Genomic DNA, 18,891 nt, shown 5'->3' on the forward strand with positions numbered 1-18,891 from the left:
ATTCGTCCATTGATCCGGCAAGATTATTCATTGGGAGGTTCGCATGGCACAGCACTTCGACGCTATCGTGATCGGCACAGGACAAGGCGGCGGCCCGCTCGCCGTCAAGCTCGCCGAGAACGGCCGGCGGACCGCCGTGATCGAACGGCATTTGTTCGGCGGCACGTGCGTGAACGTGGGCTGCACGCCGACCAAGACCTACGTGGCGAGCGCGCGTGCGGCGCATGTCGTGCGTCATGCCGGCGACTACGGGGTGATCGTGGAAGGCGAGGTGCGGGTCGACCTGGCGCGAGTGAAGGCGCGTAAGGATGGGGTGATTGCAGAGTCGCGCAACGGCGTGGAGAAGTGGTTGCGCAGCACGCCGAACGTGGTGGTCTTCAATGGCCACGGCCGTTTTACAGGCGCGCATTCGATCAGCGTGACGGGGCCCGGCGGCGAGCAACAGGAACTCGACGCGGACGCTATCTTCATCAATACCGGCACGCGTGCAACCGTGCCGGAGATCGAAGGGCTGGCCAGTGTTTCACATCTTACGAATTCGACTATCCTCGAATTGACCGAGTTGCCGGAGCATCTGGCAATAGTCGGCGGAAGTTATATTGCGCTGGAATTCGCGCAGATGTTCCGTCGATTCGGCAGCCGCGTGACGGTGCTCGTTAGGGGCGACCGCGTGCTGGCACGTGAGGACAAGGACTTCGCGGTTCAGATCCAGAAGGTCATGTTGCGGGAAGGCGTGGAATTCTTGTTCAACACCGAAGCGTCGAAACTCGAGCCGGCAGGCAAGGGGATTCGGATCACGCTGAAGGACCCGGCGCAGGATCAGACAAGCATCGAAGCGTCGCATTTGCTGTTTGCGACCGGACGCACGCCGAACACGGATGACCTCGGGCTGGAGCAGGCTGGCATCGCGTTGAACAAGCACGGTCTGATCGATGTGGATGGCCAGCTTCGCACTCAGACGAAGGGCGTCTGGGCGCTGGGTGACGTCAACGGTCGCGGCGCGTTCACCCATACGTCGTACAACGATTATGAAATCATTGCGTCGAACGTGGTGGACGGCGAGGCGCGCAGCGTCGATTCGCGCATCATGTGCTACGCCGTTTTCGTTGATCCGCCGTTTGCGCGCGTGGGCATGAGCGAAACGGAAGTACGCAAGGACGGCCGGCCTGCATTGATCGCCACCCTGCCGATGTCACGCGTCGGCCGGGCTCGCGAACGCGGCGAGACAGATGGCTTCATGAAAGTACTGGTCGATGCCGAAACGAAGAAGATCCTCGGCGCGGCCATGTTGGGGATTGAGGCCGACGAAGCCATCCATACGTTCATCGACATCATGAATGCCGACGCGCCGTACATCACGTTGCAACGCGCGATGCATATTCATCCGACCGTCAGCGAGCTGATTCCTACGCTGCTCGGCATGCTTGAGCCGTTGAAGTAAATCAGCCGCGGCGCTGCCTGATGCGTTCAGCGATGACCGGACTCTGAAGTGATTGCTCGTAAGCGCTTCTGTCGGCCCTGAGCGTGGGATCGTTATTGGCAATAGCGTTCAGTTGACGCTTCATTGAACGCACGGCATTCGGTACGCAAGCGCGAAGCGCATCGATGTATTCCGCCGTGCGCGAACTCAGTTGCGCGGGTTGCACAAGCTCGGTCAGGAAGCCGATGCGCAGCATCTCAGCAGCATCCAATGTCATGCCCGTAAGAAAGAGCCGCTTCGCTTGAGCGACACCTAACTCACGAACGTATCGACGCATGCCGTCGGGGTAATAGTGCAAGCCGATTCGCGCAGCCGGCATGAACATGCGCGTGCGCTCTACGCCTATGCGCACATCGCAGCAGAGCGCAAGATCCGTTGCCCCGCCATAGACGCTGCCGTTGAGCGCGCAGATCGTGGGCAGCGGGCAGGCTTCGAGCTCGTTCAGGAAGCTTTCAAACGAATCGTCGATATTGCCCGCAGCCAGCTCGGACAACGTATAACCCGAGCTGAACGTAGCCGTGCCGGTCCCTGTGACGACCAACGCTATGGTTGTTTCATCGTTCGCCGCCGATGCAATCGTTTCCCTGAGCCCGGGCAGATCAGCGGGATCAATACGATTATGTTGCTCCACGCGCGTGAGCTGGATAGTGACAACGCCCTCGTGCCGTGAGCAGGAAAAACCTGGGGCCGTGCTGGTATTCGTCATTTTCCTTCGCTCGATCCACTGAGATCCGCTGCGATCCACTCAAGCCGCCGGAGTAGGTTCCTCGCGTTCCTTGCCCTTGGCGGCTTCGTCGTTGGCGGCGGCATCCTTGGTTTCCGGCATTGCCAGCCATACCAGCGCCACGGCCAGCGCGCCGGCTGCAGCCAGCCCAAAGAAGCTTGTGTTTACGCCGAACTTGTCTGCGACGAAACCCGCTATCGCCGTGCTCAATGTTGCACCCACGCCCGCCGCCAGCCCGAAGAATCCAATACACAAGTTGTATCGGCCCTTGCCGCCGGCTACGTCGGCTGCAATCAGCGGCAGCATCACGCCGAACACGGCCGCGCTGATACCGTCGAGCATCTGCACCGGCACCAGCAGGTAAGGGCTGCTCGCGCTGCTCGCAGCCGCGAACAGCAGCGCACGTAATGGCAGCGCCGAGAAACCGATGATCAGCACCGGCCTGCGTCCCCAGCTTTGCGCCTGCCGCCCGACCCACGGCGACAACCCCGCCACGATGAACTGCGGCACGATAATGCACGCCGCGATCACGAGCTGGACGTTGTCGCCCATGTGCGCCGTGACTTCGCCGGCAGCGAGGTTCAGCATGGCGGCGTTCGACAAGTGGAACAGCACCACGCACGCCGCAAAGGTCAGGAGCCGCGGATCGCGCAGCAGATCCCGCAGGCTTTCGGGCCGGTCAGCACCGGCCGCGCTCACCACTCCCGCGATGCTCGCGCCCGCTTTCGCCGCGGCCTTTTTGATGCGCGGTACAACCGGCGCCATCTCGTGATGAATCATGTTCAACGCAATCAGCGCCGGCAACGCCAGCGCCGCCGTCAAGAAGAACACCGATCGCAGGGAGAGATATTCGCCGAACAAACCCATCGCTGCCGCCGTGAGCGCACTGCCGATCGACGCCCAGCGCGCGTTGCGCCCAAGCCGGTTGCCGAGATCGGCGCGCGAAACCAGCGCGAGCGAGATCGCGGCCATGGCCGGCACGAGCATGCAGCTCGCAAACCCGTGCAGCACTTCGGCCGCGAACACGACCGTAAACGTGGGGCTCGCGCCAAGCAGCAACGCACTCACGATGATCGCGATGATGGCCGCGGCCGCCGCGCCTTTCTTGTTGCGCAACGCATCGACGAGCGCGCCGGCGGGCAACTGGCTCGCCATCGCGCTGATCGTGCCGACGCTCAGCATCAGCCCGATCTCGCCTTGCGTCCATTTGTTCGCGGCGAGATAAGAGGCGATAAACGGCCCAAAGCCGGTCTGCACATTCGCGACAAAGAAGTTCAGCCAATCGAGCGCGCGCAGACTTCGTGCAATTCCCATAGCTCAGATCGTCCTCATTGTTTCGAGGGGCGCGCAACGGCCGCCGCACCGGCTTTCACGCCTGACGCCGGGCCAGAGGCAGCAGCCGCAACCGGAGGCGTAGCCGAAGCCGGAGCCGTTGAAGCTGAAGCCGAAGCGGGCTCCGGCGATTCGGCGGGTTCCGGTGGCGGGACGACGGGCGAAATGATCTTGATCGGCTGATCGGGCGAGTAAGTTGGAGCGGCTTTGATCTGTGCGTCGGTGAAATCCAGTTGCAATTGCATTACCTTGTTGCGCGAGACCACGTGCAGGTCGGGCCAGTTGGCGGCGACTTGACGTTTGTCGGCGGCGAGGGAATCGGAGAGATCGATCACGAGTGCCTGAGGCTGCGCCTGCGAATCGACCAGCACGTCGACGACGCGGCCCATCCGCGCGCCGCTTTTCTGCGACACATTGGAGTCGATGAGCTGAGCGAGCGTCGGCGCAATGTCATTGACCGAACCGGGTCTCGCCGATGCTTCCTGGGCCTTCGCTTTCGCCGCGTTCGACGCTGGATTGCTGCCAGGCGCCGGAATCGGAACCGCGAATGTGATGGGCGCTTTTTTCGTGGCCGGATTGAACCGGAACGCGGTCCACGGGAACGTCACCTTGCGGTCCCCGATACCCAGAAAACCCGCCAGGTTCACGATCATGATCTTCGGTTTGCCGCTGGCATCGACATACATGTCGACCGCGCGGCCGATCACCTTGCCGTCCGGGCGCTGGATCTCGCTGTCGAGCAAACCGCGGATCTGCTCGTGTTGCATGATGCGCGTGGTGAGCAATGGCGGCGGCACAGGCGGCGCTTTTTCTTCGACGGGCGGCGGCGGGGGCGGCGGCGGTTTTTTCGGCACGACCACTCGCCGTTTGGGCGCGGGGCGCGGCGCTTTCGGTTCGACGGGAGGCTGCGTGACGACCGGCGTCGATGCCGGCTCCTCCGGCTCCACGACTTCCGGCTCGGCGGGCGGTTGCGGCGTCGACAAGTCGACGATCGGCGCGGGCGCCTGATGCGGGAACAGGCTGCATCCCGACATGACCGCCACGACGAGGAGGATCGCAAGCGCCCGGGCCACTGTTCGCCAGTGCCATTCGTACGCTCGAAGCGGGAAACCGCCACTCATCACAAGAGCTCCATCTTGCAGGATCGCCTTCACGAGATTCGTGCGCCGTTGCGTGGGGTATCGACGGCGCGTGGATTGAGGGTGAGATGCGATACGGGCCGGCCCGGCGGCTGCGCGTGGTTTGTTCCGTTTCGTCTCATGGGTCCGGCTTCGCTCAAACGCCCGGCGGGCGCGACTTCGCCTCGGTCGCCTGCGCGAGCCGCGCGGCGGTGTCGGGGGCGCCCATCTTCGCGGCGGCGTCGCGCGCGGTGAAACCGTTCGCGTCCTTCGCGTCGGGGTTCGCGCCTTTCTCGATCAGGTACTCCACCATCTCCATCCGGTTGAACATGGCCGCGATCATCAACGCGGTGCGTCCATCCGGCGATGAGCCTTCCACGTCCGCGCCGTGTTCCAGCAATGCCTCGATAACCGGTTTGTAGCCCTTGAACGCCGCGCCCGCGATAGGCGTCTGGCCGTTGTCGTTACGCAGGTTCGGGTCTGCCTTGTGTTCGAGCAGCACGCGCACTGCATCAGCGTGACCGTGGTAGCTCGCGAGCATGACAAGCGTGTCGCCCTTGTCGTTGCGCAGGTTCGGCGGCAGGCCTTTATGCAACAAGGTGTCGAGCATGGCGGCGTCGCCGCGGCGGGCTACGTCGAAGACTTCGCTCGCGAAATCGATGAGTTCGTCGCTCAAGGGTTGCGGGCCTTGACCGGGAATGCCTGCGGGTGAATCGGGTTGCATGGGAGGCTCCATTGGGATTGCATGGACGGATGCGGCGCGGCCGCTTTTCGATACCGGGGCAGCAGGCGGGCGATGGCCGTTGATACTGCCTTTAACGTTCGACCATCATCCGGTCAGCTTTCGACGTCCGGCGGTATCGTTTAACCGGGTCGGGCAGCGGTCCTAGCGTCGTTCATGGTTTCAGCAGTTTCTATCAGTGCGTCAGGATACACAGGTTTGGCAGCAGGCCGCACCGGGATAGCAGGAATCGCGCCTTGGTCCGGCCGACTTGCCTTACCGTCCTTTTCAACGCGCCCTGATAATGCGTTTGGAGCGTCATTCTAAAGGGTGCGTGTTCATTGGCCTGCGTTCTTGAGCGACGTTGATGGTCAGTGAGGGGATTGTCGGCGTTCACGGCGGCGTTGCTTGTTCCTCGTTGCGGCCTTTTTACACCGCTTCTCCGGCGGTTCGTCCGGGCTCCCGGCATTGGTGTTTTCCTCGTGGTCAGTCAAGAACGCGATCGGAGGCGCTTCGCTTGACCTGTGTCTATCGCGCGCTTACGCTCGCCAGCACTTCAACTGGAACGCACCGTGAACCCCAATAACGCCGATCACCCCGACACGCTGCGTCGAATCGCACCCGCCGCCGAACGCAATCGCGGACCCATCCTCGATGTCCTGAGCCGTGTCCTGCCCAAGACCGGCGTCGTCCTCGAAATTGCGAGCGGCACGGGGCAGCATGCCGTCCACTTTGCTGCTGCGCTGCCGGGTGTCACGTGGCAACCGAGCGATCCTGACGCGGCTTCGCGCGCCTCCATCGACGCATGGCGCCAGCACGTTTCACTCTCCAACCTCAACGCGCCGATCGCCCTGGATGTCCGCTCGGCCCCGTGGCCCGTGCAGGATTCCCTTGCGGCAATCGCGTGCATCAACATGATTCATATCGCGCCGTGGGAGGCCGCCGAAGCGCTGTTCCAGGGAGCCGGCGAGCACCTGGGAAGCGCCGGCGTGCTCTTCTTGTATGGACCTTACAAGCGCGACGGGGCGCATACCGCCCCGAGCAACGAAGCCTTCGACAACCAGCTTCGCGGCACCAATCCCGCATGGGGAATTCGAAACATGGAAGACGTGGTGGCGCTCGGGCGCAAGGCAGACCTGTGGATGGAAGAAGCCGTACCCATGCCCGCGAACAACTTTTGCCTCATATTTCGGCGCACTGGAATTTGACGGGAGTGAGGCGGGCAGATCCGGCGCAGCGCGCGTTCGTTCAAGACCGGGCCTTTTGGTTTCGTATCGGCTGGACGGAAAGCGCAGCGGTCACTGCAAGCAGGGCGCAAAATCCTCGTAGGAATATTGTCCGGCCTGGTGGCGAAGTGCCGCAAAAACGCGGGCGCACCGCCTGCGCACGCCCGTCCAGCCCACTTCCGGCGTCGCCCGCCACCCCGTGTCGCGCCTCATTTGCCGTCTGGCGTGTAGACTGCGGTAGGCCTTTGGTTGCACTGTTTCCTCAAAGCACTTTTTTCGTCTGTTTTCTTGCCGATTCCCTCAAGCGGAGGCATCGTACATGCATGTAGCGCTGCAACAGGACGTCGCCCCGAGCGAACTTCCGTCCCAACAGTCTCAACCCGCGCCACGCGATCTGCGTCGTGTCGATATTCACCCGGATCACTGGTATCCCGTCGCCTGGTCGCGGGAAGTAAAACGCGGCAAGGCGCACGGCGTTCGTTTCGCCGGCGACCCTGTCGTGCTCGTCCGCACCGAAAGCGACAAAGTGTTCGCGCTGGAAGACCGCTGCGCGCATCGACAGGTACCGCTGCACGCCGGCGTGGTCGACGGCGAATCCATTCGATGCTGTTATCACGGCTGGACCTACGACTGCACCGGCCGTTGTATCGACGTCCCGTATCTCGGGCGCGAGCGCCTGCCGAACGGCGTGCGCTCGTATCCGTGCCGCGAAGAAGCCGGGCTGATCTTTATTTTCCCCGGCGACCCGCTGCTCGCCGAGACCACGCCGTTTCCCGCGCTCGGTTCTGTCGGCGATAAAGCCTACAAAACCCGCCGCTTCGGCCGCGAAGTGAAGTGCCACTACAGCTTCATGCACGAGAACCTGATGGACATGAACCATCAGTTCCTGCATCGCAAGCAAATGGGCCAGATGAAGGCGCGTTCAGTCGGGCGCAGCCGTGGCGAGGACTGGGTGGAAGTGAACTACACGTTCGCGCGCGAGGAGGGCAAGCAGCCGATCGGCGAGGCGCTGGTGTTCAGCCAGAAACGCGGCACGAAGCCTGACGACAACAACAAAGACGTCATGACGATCCGCACGGAGTATCCGTACCAGACGCTCAGGATCCGCACCAAGGATCAGACGATGGTGATGGACCTGTGGATCGCGTACGTGCCGCTCGACACCGAGCAGCGCACCAACCGCACGTTTGGCCTGCTGTGCATCCGCCGGCCGAAAATCCCGGGCATTCTCGATGCCGCGTGGCCATTGCTGGTGTGGTTCACGGAGCGTATCTTCAAGGAAGACCGGTGGATTGTGGAGCGCGAGCAGGAAGCGCATGACCGGCAGGGCGCCGATCATAACCATGAGGTTTTCCCGGTCATCCTCGAACTGCGTTCGCTGCTGACTGAATGCGGCGCGCCGGTTCGGGAACCCGCGACGGAACGTCGTGTGCATATGATCCAGCCGATTAGTGATTGATCGCCGAGGACTCGTGCACTCGACAAAATGCCGTAGCACCAACGTCTTGATCAAGACGTCGCAGTCATGAAGTATTAACCAGAAGAGGTCGACCATCATGGAACCCAACTCGACAGAGAACCCGGTCAAACCGGCGGCGGAAGCGCCTCCCGAACAGGACCACTTCGATGCCGCGATCAGCCACGTCGATCAATCCTATGCCTCGGGTGTCATGGCGGCAGGCGCGGCCAAGGGCATTCTCTACAGCGTGATCGAGACGCTGGGCACGCTTATCGGCGACCCGGATTTGCCGGAACATGCACGCTCCGGCTATGAGGCGTTACGAGTGAGCGCGCAAGAACTGCGTTCGAAGATCGACTAAGCGTTTGAGCTTTGATTTCGCTTTGTTTTCGTTTCAACCTCGGGTCCTGCAGCGAGTCCCGGCGACGCATTTTTACGTCGTCTATGTTCCCAAACTGCAGTGGCTCGGGCAATAATGCAAGGTCAACCACGGAGCACATCATGAGCAAGAGCCAGGACGCGAAGAAAACCGAAAAGAAGGTCGCTGTCAAATCGCCGAAAGAAAAGAAGGAAGCCAAGAAAGTGAAAAAGGAGGCGTCCAAGCGGCAGTAACGGAAGGGGTGGTTTGGGAGTGATTCAATCGATGCAAAAGCTGCAAACGGGCGCGTTCAAACGTCCGCTCGTTTGATCTTTATCCGGCTTCGGTTTTCTCTTCCAGATCCTCGACTTCCCGCAGCATGTTTGGTCATTCACGGCCCGCTTTTAGCGGGCCGTTTGCATTGGCGGTTCATGCGCGAGTGAGGGCGTTCCGGACCTCTGGGTGCCTTTTTACGTGGTCATCGTTCAAGGTGTTCTCCGCTTGCAGTGGACGCCGCTATCCTGCGAAACGTGAATCTTCTGTATGATAATGATTCTCAATAACTTGTTTCAATCGGTTTTGTGGATTGAGGCAATACTTCCGCACGCTCTCCATGTCAGATTTGTTCACGTCGGGATCCGTATTGCTCGCGATCGCCGGCGCTCTCGCGTTTTACCTCGCCGCGCCCGGACAGCGTTGGCTGCGTGCCCCGTTGGCGCCGCGGCTTTTTAGAACGATCGCGGCAACATCAAGCATCCTGGCGGTGGTGATCGGCGCAAATGAACTGCATCCCGCTACCTCGCTTGCCATCGTGTTCACGGCGGCCATGGCGTGCCTGACTGCGTGCCCGTTTATCGGCGTCCTCGTGCAGCGGACACGGTTTCGCGGTGCTTCGAGGTGACGTTGAAGACGGCGCGGCGCGAGACGTTATCGCGGGACTGGTTGTCCAAGACGCTGGCGGGAGTGACCGGCGGTTTCGGCCTTGCGATTGTGGCGAGTGGACTGCTCGCCTGCCTGACACCCGGCCCACTCGATGTACAGAACAAATTCCAGGTTGCCATGTGGCTCGTGCCGCCGGTTTGGATCGGCGTGATGAGCGTCAGTTTCGTGTTTCGAAGCGGCCTGCGCGCCTGGACCTGGCTTGGCGCCGCGAACGCGCTCGGCTTCGCGATGCTCGCGCTCGCCCGCCACTTTTTCATTCGATAACCCCATGCGCAGCGACGTCATCCGCGTCTACAAGACGGTTCACACCTGGACGGGCATTGTTGCCGGCCTTGCGCTTTTTATCGCGTTCTATGCCGGTGCGGTGACGATGTTCAAGGACACACTGAACGCGTGGGTCACGCCGCCGGCCGTCCATGCCGAGGTTTTCCCGCTGGCTCAGGCGCCTGCCGTTATCGAGCAGACGCTGGCTGCGCATCCTGCTGCGCGGCGCCAGTTCACCTTGCGGATCGAACCTGCCGGCGCGGCTAGTCTGTCGTGGCGCGAGCGCGGCAAGCCGCAACGTTTCAGCGCCACGCTCGATGCTGGCGGCAAGCTCGAAACGCATGCGCGCGGCGCGTCGAACGCAGCGAGTTTCATCGATGTCCTGCATATGACGGCCGGCATTCCAGGCGGTTTCGATGTCGGCATGGGCGTGATGGCCGTGGTGTCGCTGCTTTACGGGCTTGCGCTGGTATCTGGTGTGATCGTGCTGCTGCCGAGCCTGACCAAGGATCTGTTTGCGTTGCGCGTGGGCAAGAACCTCAAGCGGATGTGGCTCGATGCGCACAACGTCGTGGGCATCCTGAGCTTGCCGTTCCATGTCGTGATGGCGTTATCGGTTGTCGCATTCGGCTTGAGCGACACCATTTTCGCCGTGCAGGATCGTGTGATTTATGGCGGTACGCTCAGCGCCACCGTGACGGCGCAGAACCCGTATTACGCGAGGGCGCCCGTTGTGCCGGATGGCAAAACGACGCTTGTCTCACCGCTGCAAATTGTGGCCGCCGTGAAGCAGCACGCACCGGAATTCGAGCCGGCGGAGTTGAGTTATCGGGGAGCGGGCGAACCGGGCGCGACGGTATTGGTGAGTGGCGACGATCCGCGATATCTGGCGCGTAGTGGAGGATTTGCGTTGCTGGATCCGGTGACCGGGCGCTTTCTGAACGCTCAATTCCTGCCCGGCGCCGCCGATGGAAACGCGTGGTCCGCGGCCACCAGCGCGTTCTTCGCGTTGCACTTCGGCAGTTATGGCGGCGAGCCGATTCAATGGGGATATTTCTTTCTTGGCCTGGCGGGCGCGTTCCTGTTTTATTCGGGCAACCTGCTTTGGATCGAGAGCCGACGGAAGCTCGAACGAGGTACCGATCCGCTGAAGCAACGGTCCGCGACCTACTTCATGGCGGCGCTGACTGTCGGCGTGACGCTGGGTTGCGTGGCGGGGATTTCCGCGACGCTCGCAGCGGGGAAGTTGCTGAATGGCAGCGTGGCGGATTTGCCGGCGTGGCATGCCCGGATTTATTACTCGGTGTTCCTGGCGAGCATTGCGTGGGCGTTTGTGCGAGGCGGAGCGCGCGGATCGGTGGAGCTTTTGGCGCTGACAACGGCGGCGACTTTGCTGGTGCCGCTGGCGTCGGCCATCGGATGGATTTTCCCTTCCACAGGGATGTGGTTTGAGCCTGCGGCCGCCGGCGTGGATGTATGTGCACTGATCGGCGCAGGGTGTTTTGCGTGGATGCTGCGGGCGACCGCGAAGCGGATTGCGACCGGGCGGCAGGACAGCGTATGGGGATATTCCGCTCGCGCGCGGTGAGGCGTTTGCGCATAAAAAACGCGGGACACGGTAACCTGCGTCACGATGTCCCGCGTTTTGTCTTCAACTTACCTCGCAGCCGCGCAAGTCCTTCGTATAACGAACAGATGCGCTATGACCGGCCATTCACCTCCACAAAGACCGGTTCGCAGTCAAACCCGTTTTCAGAAGTCCGCGGTCATCGAGAGCAGCAGCGTACGCGGTCTTCCCTGCGTCAGGTACGCACCGGTCGTCGACGCCCAGTACGCCTTGTTCGTGATGTTCTCCACGGTCGCGCGGAAGGTGGTGACGTGTTTCAGCACGCTCGTTGTATAGCGCGCGCCGAGATCGAAACGGTCCCACGCCGGGATCGACAACTTGTTCTGCGCGTCGAGATACTGGTTGCTCGTGTGGATCCACGCAGCATTGACCGTGACGCCCGGCAGCATCGGCAGATCGTATTCCGCGCCGACGTTGAACAGGTAGCTCGGCACGCCGATAGGACGATAGCCGTCGGTGGCGCCTTCGTTCGTATCGAGTTGCTTGGCGTTGATCATCGTCGCGCCCGCGAGCACACGCACGCCGTGCAACGGTTCGCCATACACCGACAACTCCAGACCGCGGTGACGCTGCGTGCCATTGGTGCCGAACACGTTGGTCGTGCTGTCGGTGTAGGCCGACGGCTGCTCGATCTGGAACGCCGACAACGTCGCACCGAAGTGGTTGGAGTCGTATTTCGCGCCCACTTCGTATTGCTTCGTGCGGTTCGGTGCAAGCGTCTGGCCGACGTTCGCAGCGGTTGAAGGCGCGCTCTGTCCGGCCGCCAGCGACTCGCTGCGGTTCGCAAACAGCGCGATATTGTTCGTCGGCTTCACGACGAGGCCGAAGATCGGGGTCGTGATCGACTGGTCGTACGAAGAAGAGATGGTGTCGGTGCCGACGGTGAAGTTGTTCTGATGCAGTTGCTGATGACGCGCGCCGATCGTGAACAGGACGCGGTCGTTCAGGAAACCGAGCGTGTCGGACACGGCTACGCTGCGCGTCAGGATCTGATCGGCCAGACCCGGATCGGCGAAACTTCCCGCGACAAACCCATTTGCCGCAGGTTCGGGCACGATGCCGCCACCGTACAGGCTTGTCGGGAACGAGCCGCTGAACGCGAACGCTTCACGATCCTCGAGCGTCGTGATCGCGAACCCCGCGCTGACCAAATGGCTGACGGGTCCCGTTGTGAAGTGCCCGCGTACGCCGGCTTCGGCAGACAGCGCGTCGGTGGTGCGCAAGATATCGCCGCGCGTCGCGGTCGTGCCGGTATCGGCGTTGAAGGTGGGCGACGAGTACGTGCCGTCCTCATGCGATCGATGGATACCTCCGCTCACATATGCCGTCCACGCGGGCGCGAAGTCGTATTCGGCTCGCGCGATACCAACCGTGTCTTCGAGCGTGCTTTGTGTCCAGGGCTGGGCAAAATTGTTAGCGGCGGACGGAACGGTCGGGACCGTATCGCCGGTCACGGAAACGGTCGAGCGCCCTTGATCGATATTCTTGCGCTGATAAAGGAAATCGCCATACAAACGCACTTTATCGCCGCGATAGTCAATCGAGACTGCGGTTGAAGTGTTGTGGCGGAACTCATCGTCGATGCTCGTTTCGCCGCCGAGGATCGAGCTGTTCACACGGATGCCGAACTGCCCGTCGCTGCCGAAGCGCCGGCCGACATCGACGTGCGTACCTAGTTGACCCGAACCGCTGCCTTCGACGGTGACGCGCGTAAGCGGCTTGTCGTCCGCGCGTTTCAGTTCCAGGTTGATGCCGCCGCCCACCGCGGAGCCTGTCGGCGACGCGCCGTTCAGGAACGCGTTGGCACCTTTGAATACATCCACCCGTTCCAGCACTTCGGTGGCCACCAGCTGGCGCGGCGTAATTCCGTACAAGCCGTTCAACGAGACGTCGTCCCCGGTCAGTTGAAAGCCGCGAATGACGAAAACTTCCGAGAAGTTGCCGAAGCCGAAAGCCGGACGAACGCCGGGATCGTGGGACAGCAAGTCGCCGATCGAATGCGCCTGCTGATCTTCGATCGCCTTCGACGTGTAGCTCGTCATGCTGAATGGCACATTGATCATTTCCTGATTGCCGAGCACTCCGAACTTTGCACCACGAGCAATCTGGCCGCCATCGTAGGCGGGCGCGAAGTCGCCTGGCAGGGGTTCTTTGGCCGCCTGGACCTTCACGGCGGGCAAGACGTTTTCCGTCGCCTCCGGTGAAGCGGTCTGCGCCCGGGCGGTGGACGTTACGCCGATGGACAGAGGCAGCGCCGCGTAAAGGAACGCGAGGCGAACGGCGTTGGACAGCGGTCGGACGGACGATGAACCGGTAAAAATAGACATGGCGATTGGATAGTTGGCACGCGAAGCGGTTGCGGGTGAGTGCGAGCAGGCAGGTAGCGGCTTATAAGCAGCGGACGATCTTGATCGCACGTTCGTGGCGCCATCAGGCAAGCGATGGCGCCACGAACGATGTTTGGGTCGTTCAGGTCTTGTGGTTGGTAAAAAATTACAGGGAGCTACAGACCGGCTGACAAATTATACACGAATGCGAATCGTTATCATTTGTAATTACACTAATGTTAACGATGCAGGACCGCGGGGAAGTCTTGCTGGGGAAGGCGAGCGATAGGATTTACTCGAATGGCAGGGCGGCACCCTTTAAACCCCGCCCACCCACCGTTCTTCCGACGCCTTCAAGTGCGACCGGATAGCAGCTTGGGCGGCGATCGGGTCCCGCGCTTCCAGCGTCCTCAAGATCCGTTCGTGCTCGGACAGCGCGACGCCCCATGTCGTGATGTTTTCCGCCAGTCCGCTCACCTTGGCGGCGATCGGGTCGTTACGGCCATCGAATAACTCGCCGACCAGCCGGGTCAGCACCGAATTCCCCGCAATTTCAGCCAGGGCGATATGAAACTGCCGGTCCGGTTCCAGCGGCGAGCGTCCTTCCGCGATCAATTCGCGCATCGACTGCACGCTCTTGTGCAGGCGTGCCATTCCGTCCGGCGTGAGCCGCGTGCAAGCCAGCACGATCACGCTTCCTTCAATAGCCGCACGCGCCTGCATCAGCTCGGTAGGGCTCTCACCCATGGAGGTCAGCGGCGGTTCTTCCGTGCTGCCTTCGCAGACATACACGCCCGAGCCCATCCGGATTTCGACCTGACCGCGAATTTCCAATGCAATCAACGCCTCCCGCAACGACGGCCGCGACACGCCCAGCTGCTGCGCGAGCTCGCGCTCCGGCGGTAGGCGCGTTCCCGCCTGGAAACTGCCGAGGCGGATCAGCGAGTTGATCTGATCGGCGATGGTCTGATACAGCCGCCGCGTTTCAACCGGTTTAACAGGTGTTGTCATGGATGTCGGGCGGGGATCGAAGTGTAAGGTGGCTTGACCAATTCCTTTCAGCATCGCTTGATCGGCATGCCGATGAATATAAGGGTAAATACCGCGATTCCAGAGTGGGCCTATCGCCATTATCATTCGCAACAGGTAAGGCCACATGACGAGACGAAAAAATTGGCTTGACCACTTTGGTGCCAGAACGATGATCGGCGCCACCCACGAAATCCGCGACCCCGCCGAGGAGACAACGCCGGTGCAAATGCTCATACGAGTCGACGAGGCCCAGCAATGAACGTGGCAGCCGAACAGGGCTCCCCGCCTGGCGCCCGCTCGCCCGCTGTGACAACTGGTCCGTTGCTGCGCCTGAACAGCGTCGGCAAGCGGTTCCCTGGCGTGATCGCGCTGCAGAACGTCAGCTTTGACGTCCGCGCGGGCGAAGTGCACGCCATTTGCGGTGAAAACGGCGCGGGCAAGTCGACGCTCATGAAGATCGTCAGCGGCCAATATCGGCCGGACGAAGGCGAGATATTTATCGACGGCCGCGAGCATCATTTCGCCTCCACGCTCGAGGCGCAGGCTGCGGGCATCGCGATCATTCATCAGGAATTGAACCTGATCCCGGATTTGTCCATCGCGGAGAATATCTTCCTGGCGCGCGAGCCGAAGCGCGGGATTTTCATCGACCGGGCGCGGCTCGCTACCGATTCCCAGGCAGCGCTCGATCGCATCGGCCTGCAGCTCTTGCCGCGCACGCTGGTTGGATCGCTGTCGGTCGCGCAGCAGCAAATGATCGAGATCGCCAAAGCGCTGTCGCTCAACGCGCGCCTCCTGATCATGGATGAACCTACGTCGTCGCTGACCGAATCCGAGACCGTGCATTTGTTCCGGATCATCAAGGAGTTGCGGCAGACGGGCGTGGGCATTGTCTACATTTCGCATCGGCTGGACGAGTTGGCCGAGATCGCCGATCGCGTCACCGTGCTGCGCGACGGTCGAACTATTTCCACTGATGACTTCGCCGCGACCACCATCGAGCAAGTGGTTTCGCATATGGTCGGCCGCGATCTGGACGATGTCTTTCCCGAACGCAAATCGCAGCCGACGAATGAAGTATTGCTAAGCGTAAGCGGCCTGAAGCGTCGCGATGTGTTCGGGCCAGTGAGCTTTGAATTGCGCCGCGGAGAGATCCTCGGCTTCGCGGGCTTGATGGGCTCGGGTCGCACTGAAGTGGCGCGCGCGGTGTTCGGCGCCGATCCCGTCGAGGCGGGTGAAGTCCAGTTGCAAGGCAAGCGGCTTTCGATCCATTCACCTATCGATGCAATCCGCAACGGCATTGCGTATCTCTCTGAAGATCGCAAGGGCAATGGTCTCGCGCTGCAGATGACGGTCGCGAAGAACATCACGCTCGCCAATGTGGAGGCCGTCTCGGGCGCGGGCGGGTTTATCCGTTTCGACGAGGAGGCGAAGGTCGCGCGCAAATATATCGATGCACTGGGCATTCGTACCCCGGGCGTGAACCAGATCACGCGCAATCTTTCGGGTGGCAATCAGCAAAAAGTCGTGATCAGCAAATGGCTGTTCCGCGAATCGAAGATCCTGTTCTTCGATGAACCCACGCGCGGCATCGACGTCGGTGCGAAATACGCGATCTACGAACTCATGGACCGGCTTGCGGCGCAGGGCATTGGCGTTGTGCTGATCAGTTCGGAGTTGCCCGAAATCATGGGCATGACGGATCGTGTGGCCGTGTTTCATGAAGGCCAGATAGCGGGCGTGCTCGAGACCCGCAAGACCAATCAGGAAGAAATCATGCACTACGCATCAGGACGGATTACCCATGCTTGAGATGACTACCGATCCGGCGCACGCCGACCGTGCCCGCGCCCGTGAACGCCGCAAGGACCTGATCCAGAAGTTCGCGGCGCTGGGAAGCCTGGTGATGCTGGTCGTCGTGTTCTCGGCGACGAGCAACGCGTTCATGTCGCTGGGCAATGGCATGACCGTGGCGTTGCAGGTGACGTCCATCGCTTATCTTGGACTCGGCGCGACGTGCGTGATCATTACGGGGGGCATCGACTTGTCGGTCGGATCGGTGCTCGCGCTCTCAGGCGTGGTTGCCGCGATGCTCGTGAAGGCAGGCGTGCCCGTGCCGATAGGCATGCTCGGCGGCGTGGTCGTCGGCGCAATTTGCGGCGCGTTCAACGGCTTGTTCGTCACGCGCATGGGTCTGCCGCCGTTCATCGCAACATTGGGAATGATGCTGGTCGCGCGCGGCGTGGCGTTGCAGATTACCGGCGCACGGCCGGTCTCGGGACTCGGCGATTCGTTCGCAGAACTGGGTAATGGCTCACTCTTCAGAGTGGTTCGCATGGGGTCGGACGGGTTCCCTGACATCGTGTTTCCGGGCATTCCGTATCCCGTGATCATCATGGTCGTGCTGGCGGTGCTGGTCGCCATCATGCTCAGCCGCACATCGCTTGGGCGGCACATCTACGCGGTTGGATCGAATGCGGAAGCGGCGCGCTTGTCCGGCGTGAACGTGAATCGCGTGAAGCTGTTCACCTATGTGCTGTCCGGTGCGCTCGCGGGGCTGACCGGATGCGTGCTGATGTCGCGGCTGGTGACGGCGCAGCCGAACGAAGGCGTGATGTATGAACTCGATGCCATCGCGAGCGCGGTGATTGGCGGCACGTCGCTGATGGGCGGCGTCGGCACGATTTCCGGCACGGCGATTGGCGCGTTCGTGATCGGCATCTTGCGCAACGGGCTGAACATGAACGGAGTATCGAGTTTCATCCAGCAGATCATCATCGGGCTGGTGATCTTGGGGACGGTGTGGATTGACCAGATCCGGAACCGGAGATGAGTTTCATCGAACGCGCCTCGTGCGTTCGCGTTAGTTGAAAGAAAGCAAGGGTCCCACGGGGTCTTACAAAATGAACAGGAGCGAGACATGAAACTGACTACTAAAGCGATGTTTGCAGCCGTGCTGGCCGTTGCCGCGAGCAGCGCGTTCGCGGCGGGCGGCGAGATCGCCGTGATCGTGAAGAGTGCCGATTCGAACTACTGGCAGAACGTGAACAAGGGCGCAACTGCTGCGTTGGCATCCGAGAAGGGTTACACGATGACCTTCCAGGGCCCGGCCGCGGAATCCGACATAGCCGCCGAAGTGAACATGGTCGAGAACGCGGTGAACCGGAAAGTCGCGGGAATCGTACTGGCGGCATCGGACCCGGACGCGCTGGTGCCGGCCGTGAAGAAGGCGTGGGAAGCGCATATTCCGGTGGTGATCATTGATTCGGCCCTGTCCGATTCGGGCAAGCCGTATTACCAGGCTTTCCTCTCCACCGATAACGAAAAGGCCGGCGAGATGTGCGCCCAGGCGCTGATCCAGCGCGTGGGGCAGACGGGCAAGATTGCGTTGATGTCGTATGTGGCCGGTGCGGGCTCCGAAGTAGGGCGCGTGGGCGGGTTCCGCAAGTATCTGGCGGCGCATTCGAAGTTGCAGGTTGTGGGCCCGTATTACTCGCAGTCGCAGATGGCGAACGCGTTGAATCAGACGACCGACGTGCTTGCAGCGAACCCCGACCTGAAGGGTATTTTCGGGGCGAATGAACCGACGGCGGTTGGTATGGGTCGGGCGCTGGCTCAGTCGGGTAAGGCCGGCAAGGTGATTGCGGTTGGCTTCGACGGCAATTCGGATCTGCAGAACTTCGTGAAGGACGGAACGATCCAGGCGATCGCTGTGCAAGGGTCGTATCAGATGGGATATAAGGGCATTCAGACGGTGATTGGCGTGATCGAGAAGAAAGCGCCGCCGAAGTTTGTCGATACGGGTGTCGTCATGGTCGATAAGGGGAATATCGATCTGCCAGTGGCGAAGAACGTGTTGTATTGATTGAGGATTGGTTTTTTGGTTTTTGGTTTCCGGATGCAGGCAGGGCAGGGCAGGTGACGCGCAGTGCGAAGGGATTGCAGATTGATCCTTTTGCACTGCGTTTTTTTATGCCCGGATTTATTGTTGCAACTTATCCATTACCTTCCGCTATTACCTTTACCCGTAGAACAATCTGTTCTTGCCGTGTGGCTATCCGCCGCACATCGGCTCGCATACCATGCCGTATCGATTACAACCCTAAGCCTGACATGCAAACGCCCTTGTACCGATGGTTATTAGCGGCTTCCGCCGCCACCGCTTTATTCACAAGCGCCGCTCAAGCCCAGGTTGATACGACCAAAAGCATGGTGACGGCGACATCGAAGCAAATGAACGTGCCGGTCGAAGGCAAGTTCAAGAAGTTCACCGCGCAACTT

At 61.3% G+C, this 18,891-nt stretch carries 16 protein-coding genes and 1 pseudogene; 11 read left to right on the plus strand and 6 right to left on the minus strand.

Annotation, left to right across the window (positions count from 1 at the left end; genetic code table 11):
- The first annotated feature begins 43 nt into the window (after positions 1-43).
- Complete coding sequence (locus ACSQ83_RS05705) at positions 44-1,441, plus strand: FAD-containing oxidoreductase (RefSeq protein WP_436227475.1); 1,398 nt, start codon at positions 44-46, stop codon at positions 1,439-1,441.
- 1 nt (position 1,442) lies between these two features.
- On the opposite strand, the gene ACSQ83_RS05710 is transcribed toward ACSQ83_RS05705, so the two are convergent.
- The 4 genes from ACSQ83_RS05710 to ACSQ83_RS05725 all read right to left on the minus strand — a co-directional run bounded on the left by ACSQ83_RS05710 (position 1,443) and on the right by ACSQ83_RS05725 (position 5,378).
- Complete coding sequence (locus ACSQ83_RS05710) at positions 1,443-2,186, minus strand: enoyl-CoA hydratase/isomerase family protein (RefSeq protein ID WP_414951988.1); 744 nt, start codon at positions 2,184-2,186, stop codon at positions 1,443-1,445.
- Positions 2,187-2,225: 39 nt separating this feature from the next.
- Complete coding sequence (locus tag ACSQ83_RS05715) at positions 2,226-3,518, minus strand: MFS transporter (protein ID WP_436227476.1); 1,293 nt, start codon at positions 3,516-3,518, stop codon at positions 2,226-2,228.
- A 14-nt stretch (positions 3,519-3,532) separates the two neighbouring features.
- Positions 3,533-4,657, minus strand: coding sequence for a hypothetical protein (locus ACSQ83_RS05720; protein WP_436227477.1), 1,125 nt, complete (start codon positions 4,655-4,657; stop codon positions 3,533-3,535).
- Between the two features lie 154 nt (positions 4,658-4,811).
- Complete coding sequence (locus ACSQ83_RS05725; protein ID WP_414951985.1) at positions 4,812-5,378, minus strand: ankyrin repeat domain-containing protein; 567 nt, start codon at positions 5,376-5,378, stop codon at positions 4,812-4,814.
- Positions 5,379-5,947: 569 nt separating this feature from the next.
- Here ACSQ83_RS05725 and ACSQ83_RS05730 point away from each other — a divergent pair.
- The 6 genes from ACSQ83_RS05730 (at position 5,948) to ACSQ83_RS05755 (ending at position 11,212) form a co-directional block, all read left to right on the plus strand.
- Positions 5,948-6,583, plus strand: coding sequence for a DUF938 domain-containing protein (locus tag ACSQ83_RS05730; protein ID WP_436227478.1), 636 nt, complete (start codon positions 5,948-5,950; stop codon positions 6,581-6,583).
- A gap of 337 nt (positions 6,584-6,920) precedes the next feature.
- A complete protein-coding gene (locus ACSQ83_RS05735) occupies positions 6,921-8,060 on the plus strand; it encodes a Rieske 2Fe-2S domain-containing protein (protein WP_436227479.1) in 1,140 nt (379 codons plus the stop codon).
- A 97-nt stretch (positions 8,061-8,157) separates the two neighbouring features.
- Positions 8,158-8,421 carry a hypothetical protein gene (locus ACSQ83_RS05740; RefSeq protein WP_436227480.1) on the plus strand — a complete coding sequence of 88 codons (264 nt, stop codon included), beginning with the start codon at positions 8,158-8,160 and terminating at the stop codon, positions 8,419-8,421.
- Positions 8,422-9,031: 610 nt separating this feature from the next.
- Positions 9,032-9,319 carry a hypothetical protein gene (locus tag ACSQ83_RS05745; protein ID WP_414951981.1) on the plus strand — a complete coding sequence of 96 codons (288 nt, stop codon included), beginning with the start codon at positions 9,032-9,034 and terminating at the stop codon, positions 9,317-9,319.
- A complete protein-coding gene (locus ACSQ83_RS05750) occupies positions 9,316-9,624 on the plus strand; it encodes a hypothetical protein (protein ID WP_436227481.1) in 309 nt (102 codons plus the stop codon). Before ACSQ83_RS05745 ends, ACSQ83_RS05750 begins: the two co-directional genes overlap by 4 nt.
- A gap of 4 nt (positions 9,625-9,628) precedes the next feature.
- A complete protein-coding gene (locus ACSQ83_RS05755; protein ID WP_436227482.1) occupies positions 9,629-11,212 on the plus strand; it encodes a PepSY-associated TM helix domain-containing protein in 1,584 nt (527 codons plus the stop codon).
- Between the two features lie 164 nt (positions 11,213-11,376).
- On the opposite strand, the gene ACSQ83_RS05760 is transcribed toward ACSQ83_RS05755, so the two are convergent.
- Complete coding sequence (locus tag ACSQ83_RS05760) at positions 11,377-13,578, minus strand: TonB-dependent receptor (protein ID WP_414951978.1); 2,202 nt, start codon at positions 13,576-13,578, stop codon at positions 11,377-11,379.
- Between the two features lie 318 nt (positions 13,579-13,896).
- Positions 13,897-14,589, minus strand: coding sequence for a FadR/GntR family transcriptional regulator (locus ACSQ83_RS05765; protein WP_414967845.1), 693 nt, complete (start codon positions 14,587-14,589; stop codon positions 13,897-13,899).
- A gap of 276 nt (positions 14,590-14,865) precedes the next feature.
- Between ACSQ83_RS05765 and ACSQ83_RS05770 the strand changes: the two genes are divergently transcribed.
- The 4 genes and pseudogenes from ACSQ83_RS05770 to ACSQ83_RS05785 all read left to right on the plus strand — a co-directional run.
- Entirely contained in the window at positions 14,866-16,422 is a 1,557-nt protein-coding gene (locus tag ACSQ83_RS05770) for a sugar ABC transporter ATP-binding protein (protein ID WP_436227483.1), read from the plus strand.
- A complete protein-coding gene (locus ACSQ83_RS05775) occupies positions 16,415-17,443 on the plus strand; it encodes an ABC transporter permease (protein ID WP_031361871.1) in 1,029 nt (342 codons plus the stop codon). Before ACSQ83_RS05770 ends, ACSQ83_RS05775 begins: the two co-directional genes overlap by 8 nt.
- An 87-nt stretch (positions 17,444-17,530) precedes the next feature.
- Entirely contained in the window at positions 17,531-18,475 is a 945-nt protein-coding gene (locus ACSQ83_RS05780; protein ID WP_436227484.1) for an ABC transporter substrate-binding protein, read from the plus strand.
- Positions 18,472-18,891, plus strand: a pseudogene (locus ACSQ83_RS05785) (hypothetical protein); the annotation flags it as partial. The gene ACSQ83_RS05780 and the pseudogene ACSQ83_RS05785, both read left to right, overlap by 4 nt.

Origin of the sequence: Caballeronia sp. LjRoot29 (genome assembly GCF_964252755.1) — a bacterium.
Lineage (GTDB): Bacteria > Pseudomonadota > Gammaproteobacteria > Burkholderiales > Burkholderiaceae > Caballeronia.

Bases quoted from the DNA above. Each gene is read 5' to 3' on its own strand.
- ACSQ83_RS05705 (WP_436227475.1), top strand. From the start codon at position 44: ATGGCACAGCACTTCGACGCTATCGTGATCGGCACAGGACAAGGCGGC.
- ACSQ83_RS05710 (WP_414951988.1), bottom strand. From the start codon at position 2,186: ATGACGAATACCAGCACGGCCCCAGGTTTTTCCTGCTCACGGCACGAG.
- ACSQ83_RS05715 (WP_436227476.1), bottom strand. From the start codon at position 3,518: ATGGGAATTGCACGAAGTCTGCGCGCGCTCGATTGGCTGAACTTCTTT.
- ACSQ83_RS05720 (WP_436227477.1), bottom strand. From the start codon at position 4,657: ATGAGTGGCGGTTTCCCGCTTCGAGCGTACGAATGGCACTGGCGAACA.
- ACSQ83_RS05725 (WP_414951985.1), bottom strand. From the start codon at position 5,378: ATGCAACCCGATTCACCCGCAGGCATTCCCGGTCAAGGCCCGCAACCC.
- ACSQ83_RS05735 (WP_436227479.1), top strand. From the start codon at position 6,921: ATGCATGTAGCGCTGCAACAGGACGTCGCCCCGAGCGAACTTCCGTCC.
- ACSQ83_RS05740 (WP_436227480.1), top strand. From the start codon at position 8,158: ATGGAACCCAACTCGACAGAGAACCCGGTCAAACCGGCGGCGGAAGCG.
- ACSQ83_RS05745 (WP_414951981.1), top strand. From the start codon at position 9,032: ATGTCAGATTTGTTCACGTCGGGATCCGTATTGCTCGCGATCGCCGGC.
- ACSQ83_RS05755 (WP_436227482.1), top strand. From the start codon at position 9,629: ATGCGCAGCGACGTCATCCGCGTCTACAAGACGGTTCACACCTGGACG.
- ACSQ83_RS05760 (WP_414951978.1), bottom strand. From the start codon at position 13,578: ATGTCTATTTTTACCGGTTCATCGTCCGTCCGACCGCTGTCCAACGCC.
- ACSQ83_RS05765 (WP_414967845.1), bottom strand. From the start codon at position 14,589: ATGACAACACCTGTTAAACCGGTTGAAACGCGGCGGCTGTATCAGACC.
- ACSQ83_RS05770 (WP_436227483.1), top strand. From the start codon at position 14,866: ATGAACGTGGCAGCCGAACAGGGCTCCCCGCCTGGCGCCCGCTCGCCC.
- ACSQ83_RS05775 (WP_031361871.1), top strand. From the start codon at position 16,415: ATGCTTGAGATGACTACCGATCCGGCGCACGCCGACCGTGCCCGCGCC.
- ACSQ83_RS05780 (WP_436227484.1), top strand. From the start codon at position 17,531: ATGAAACTGACTACTAAAGCGATGTTTGCAGCCGTGCTGGCCGTTGCC.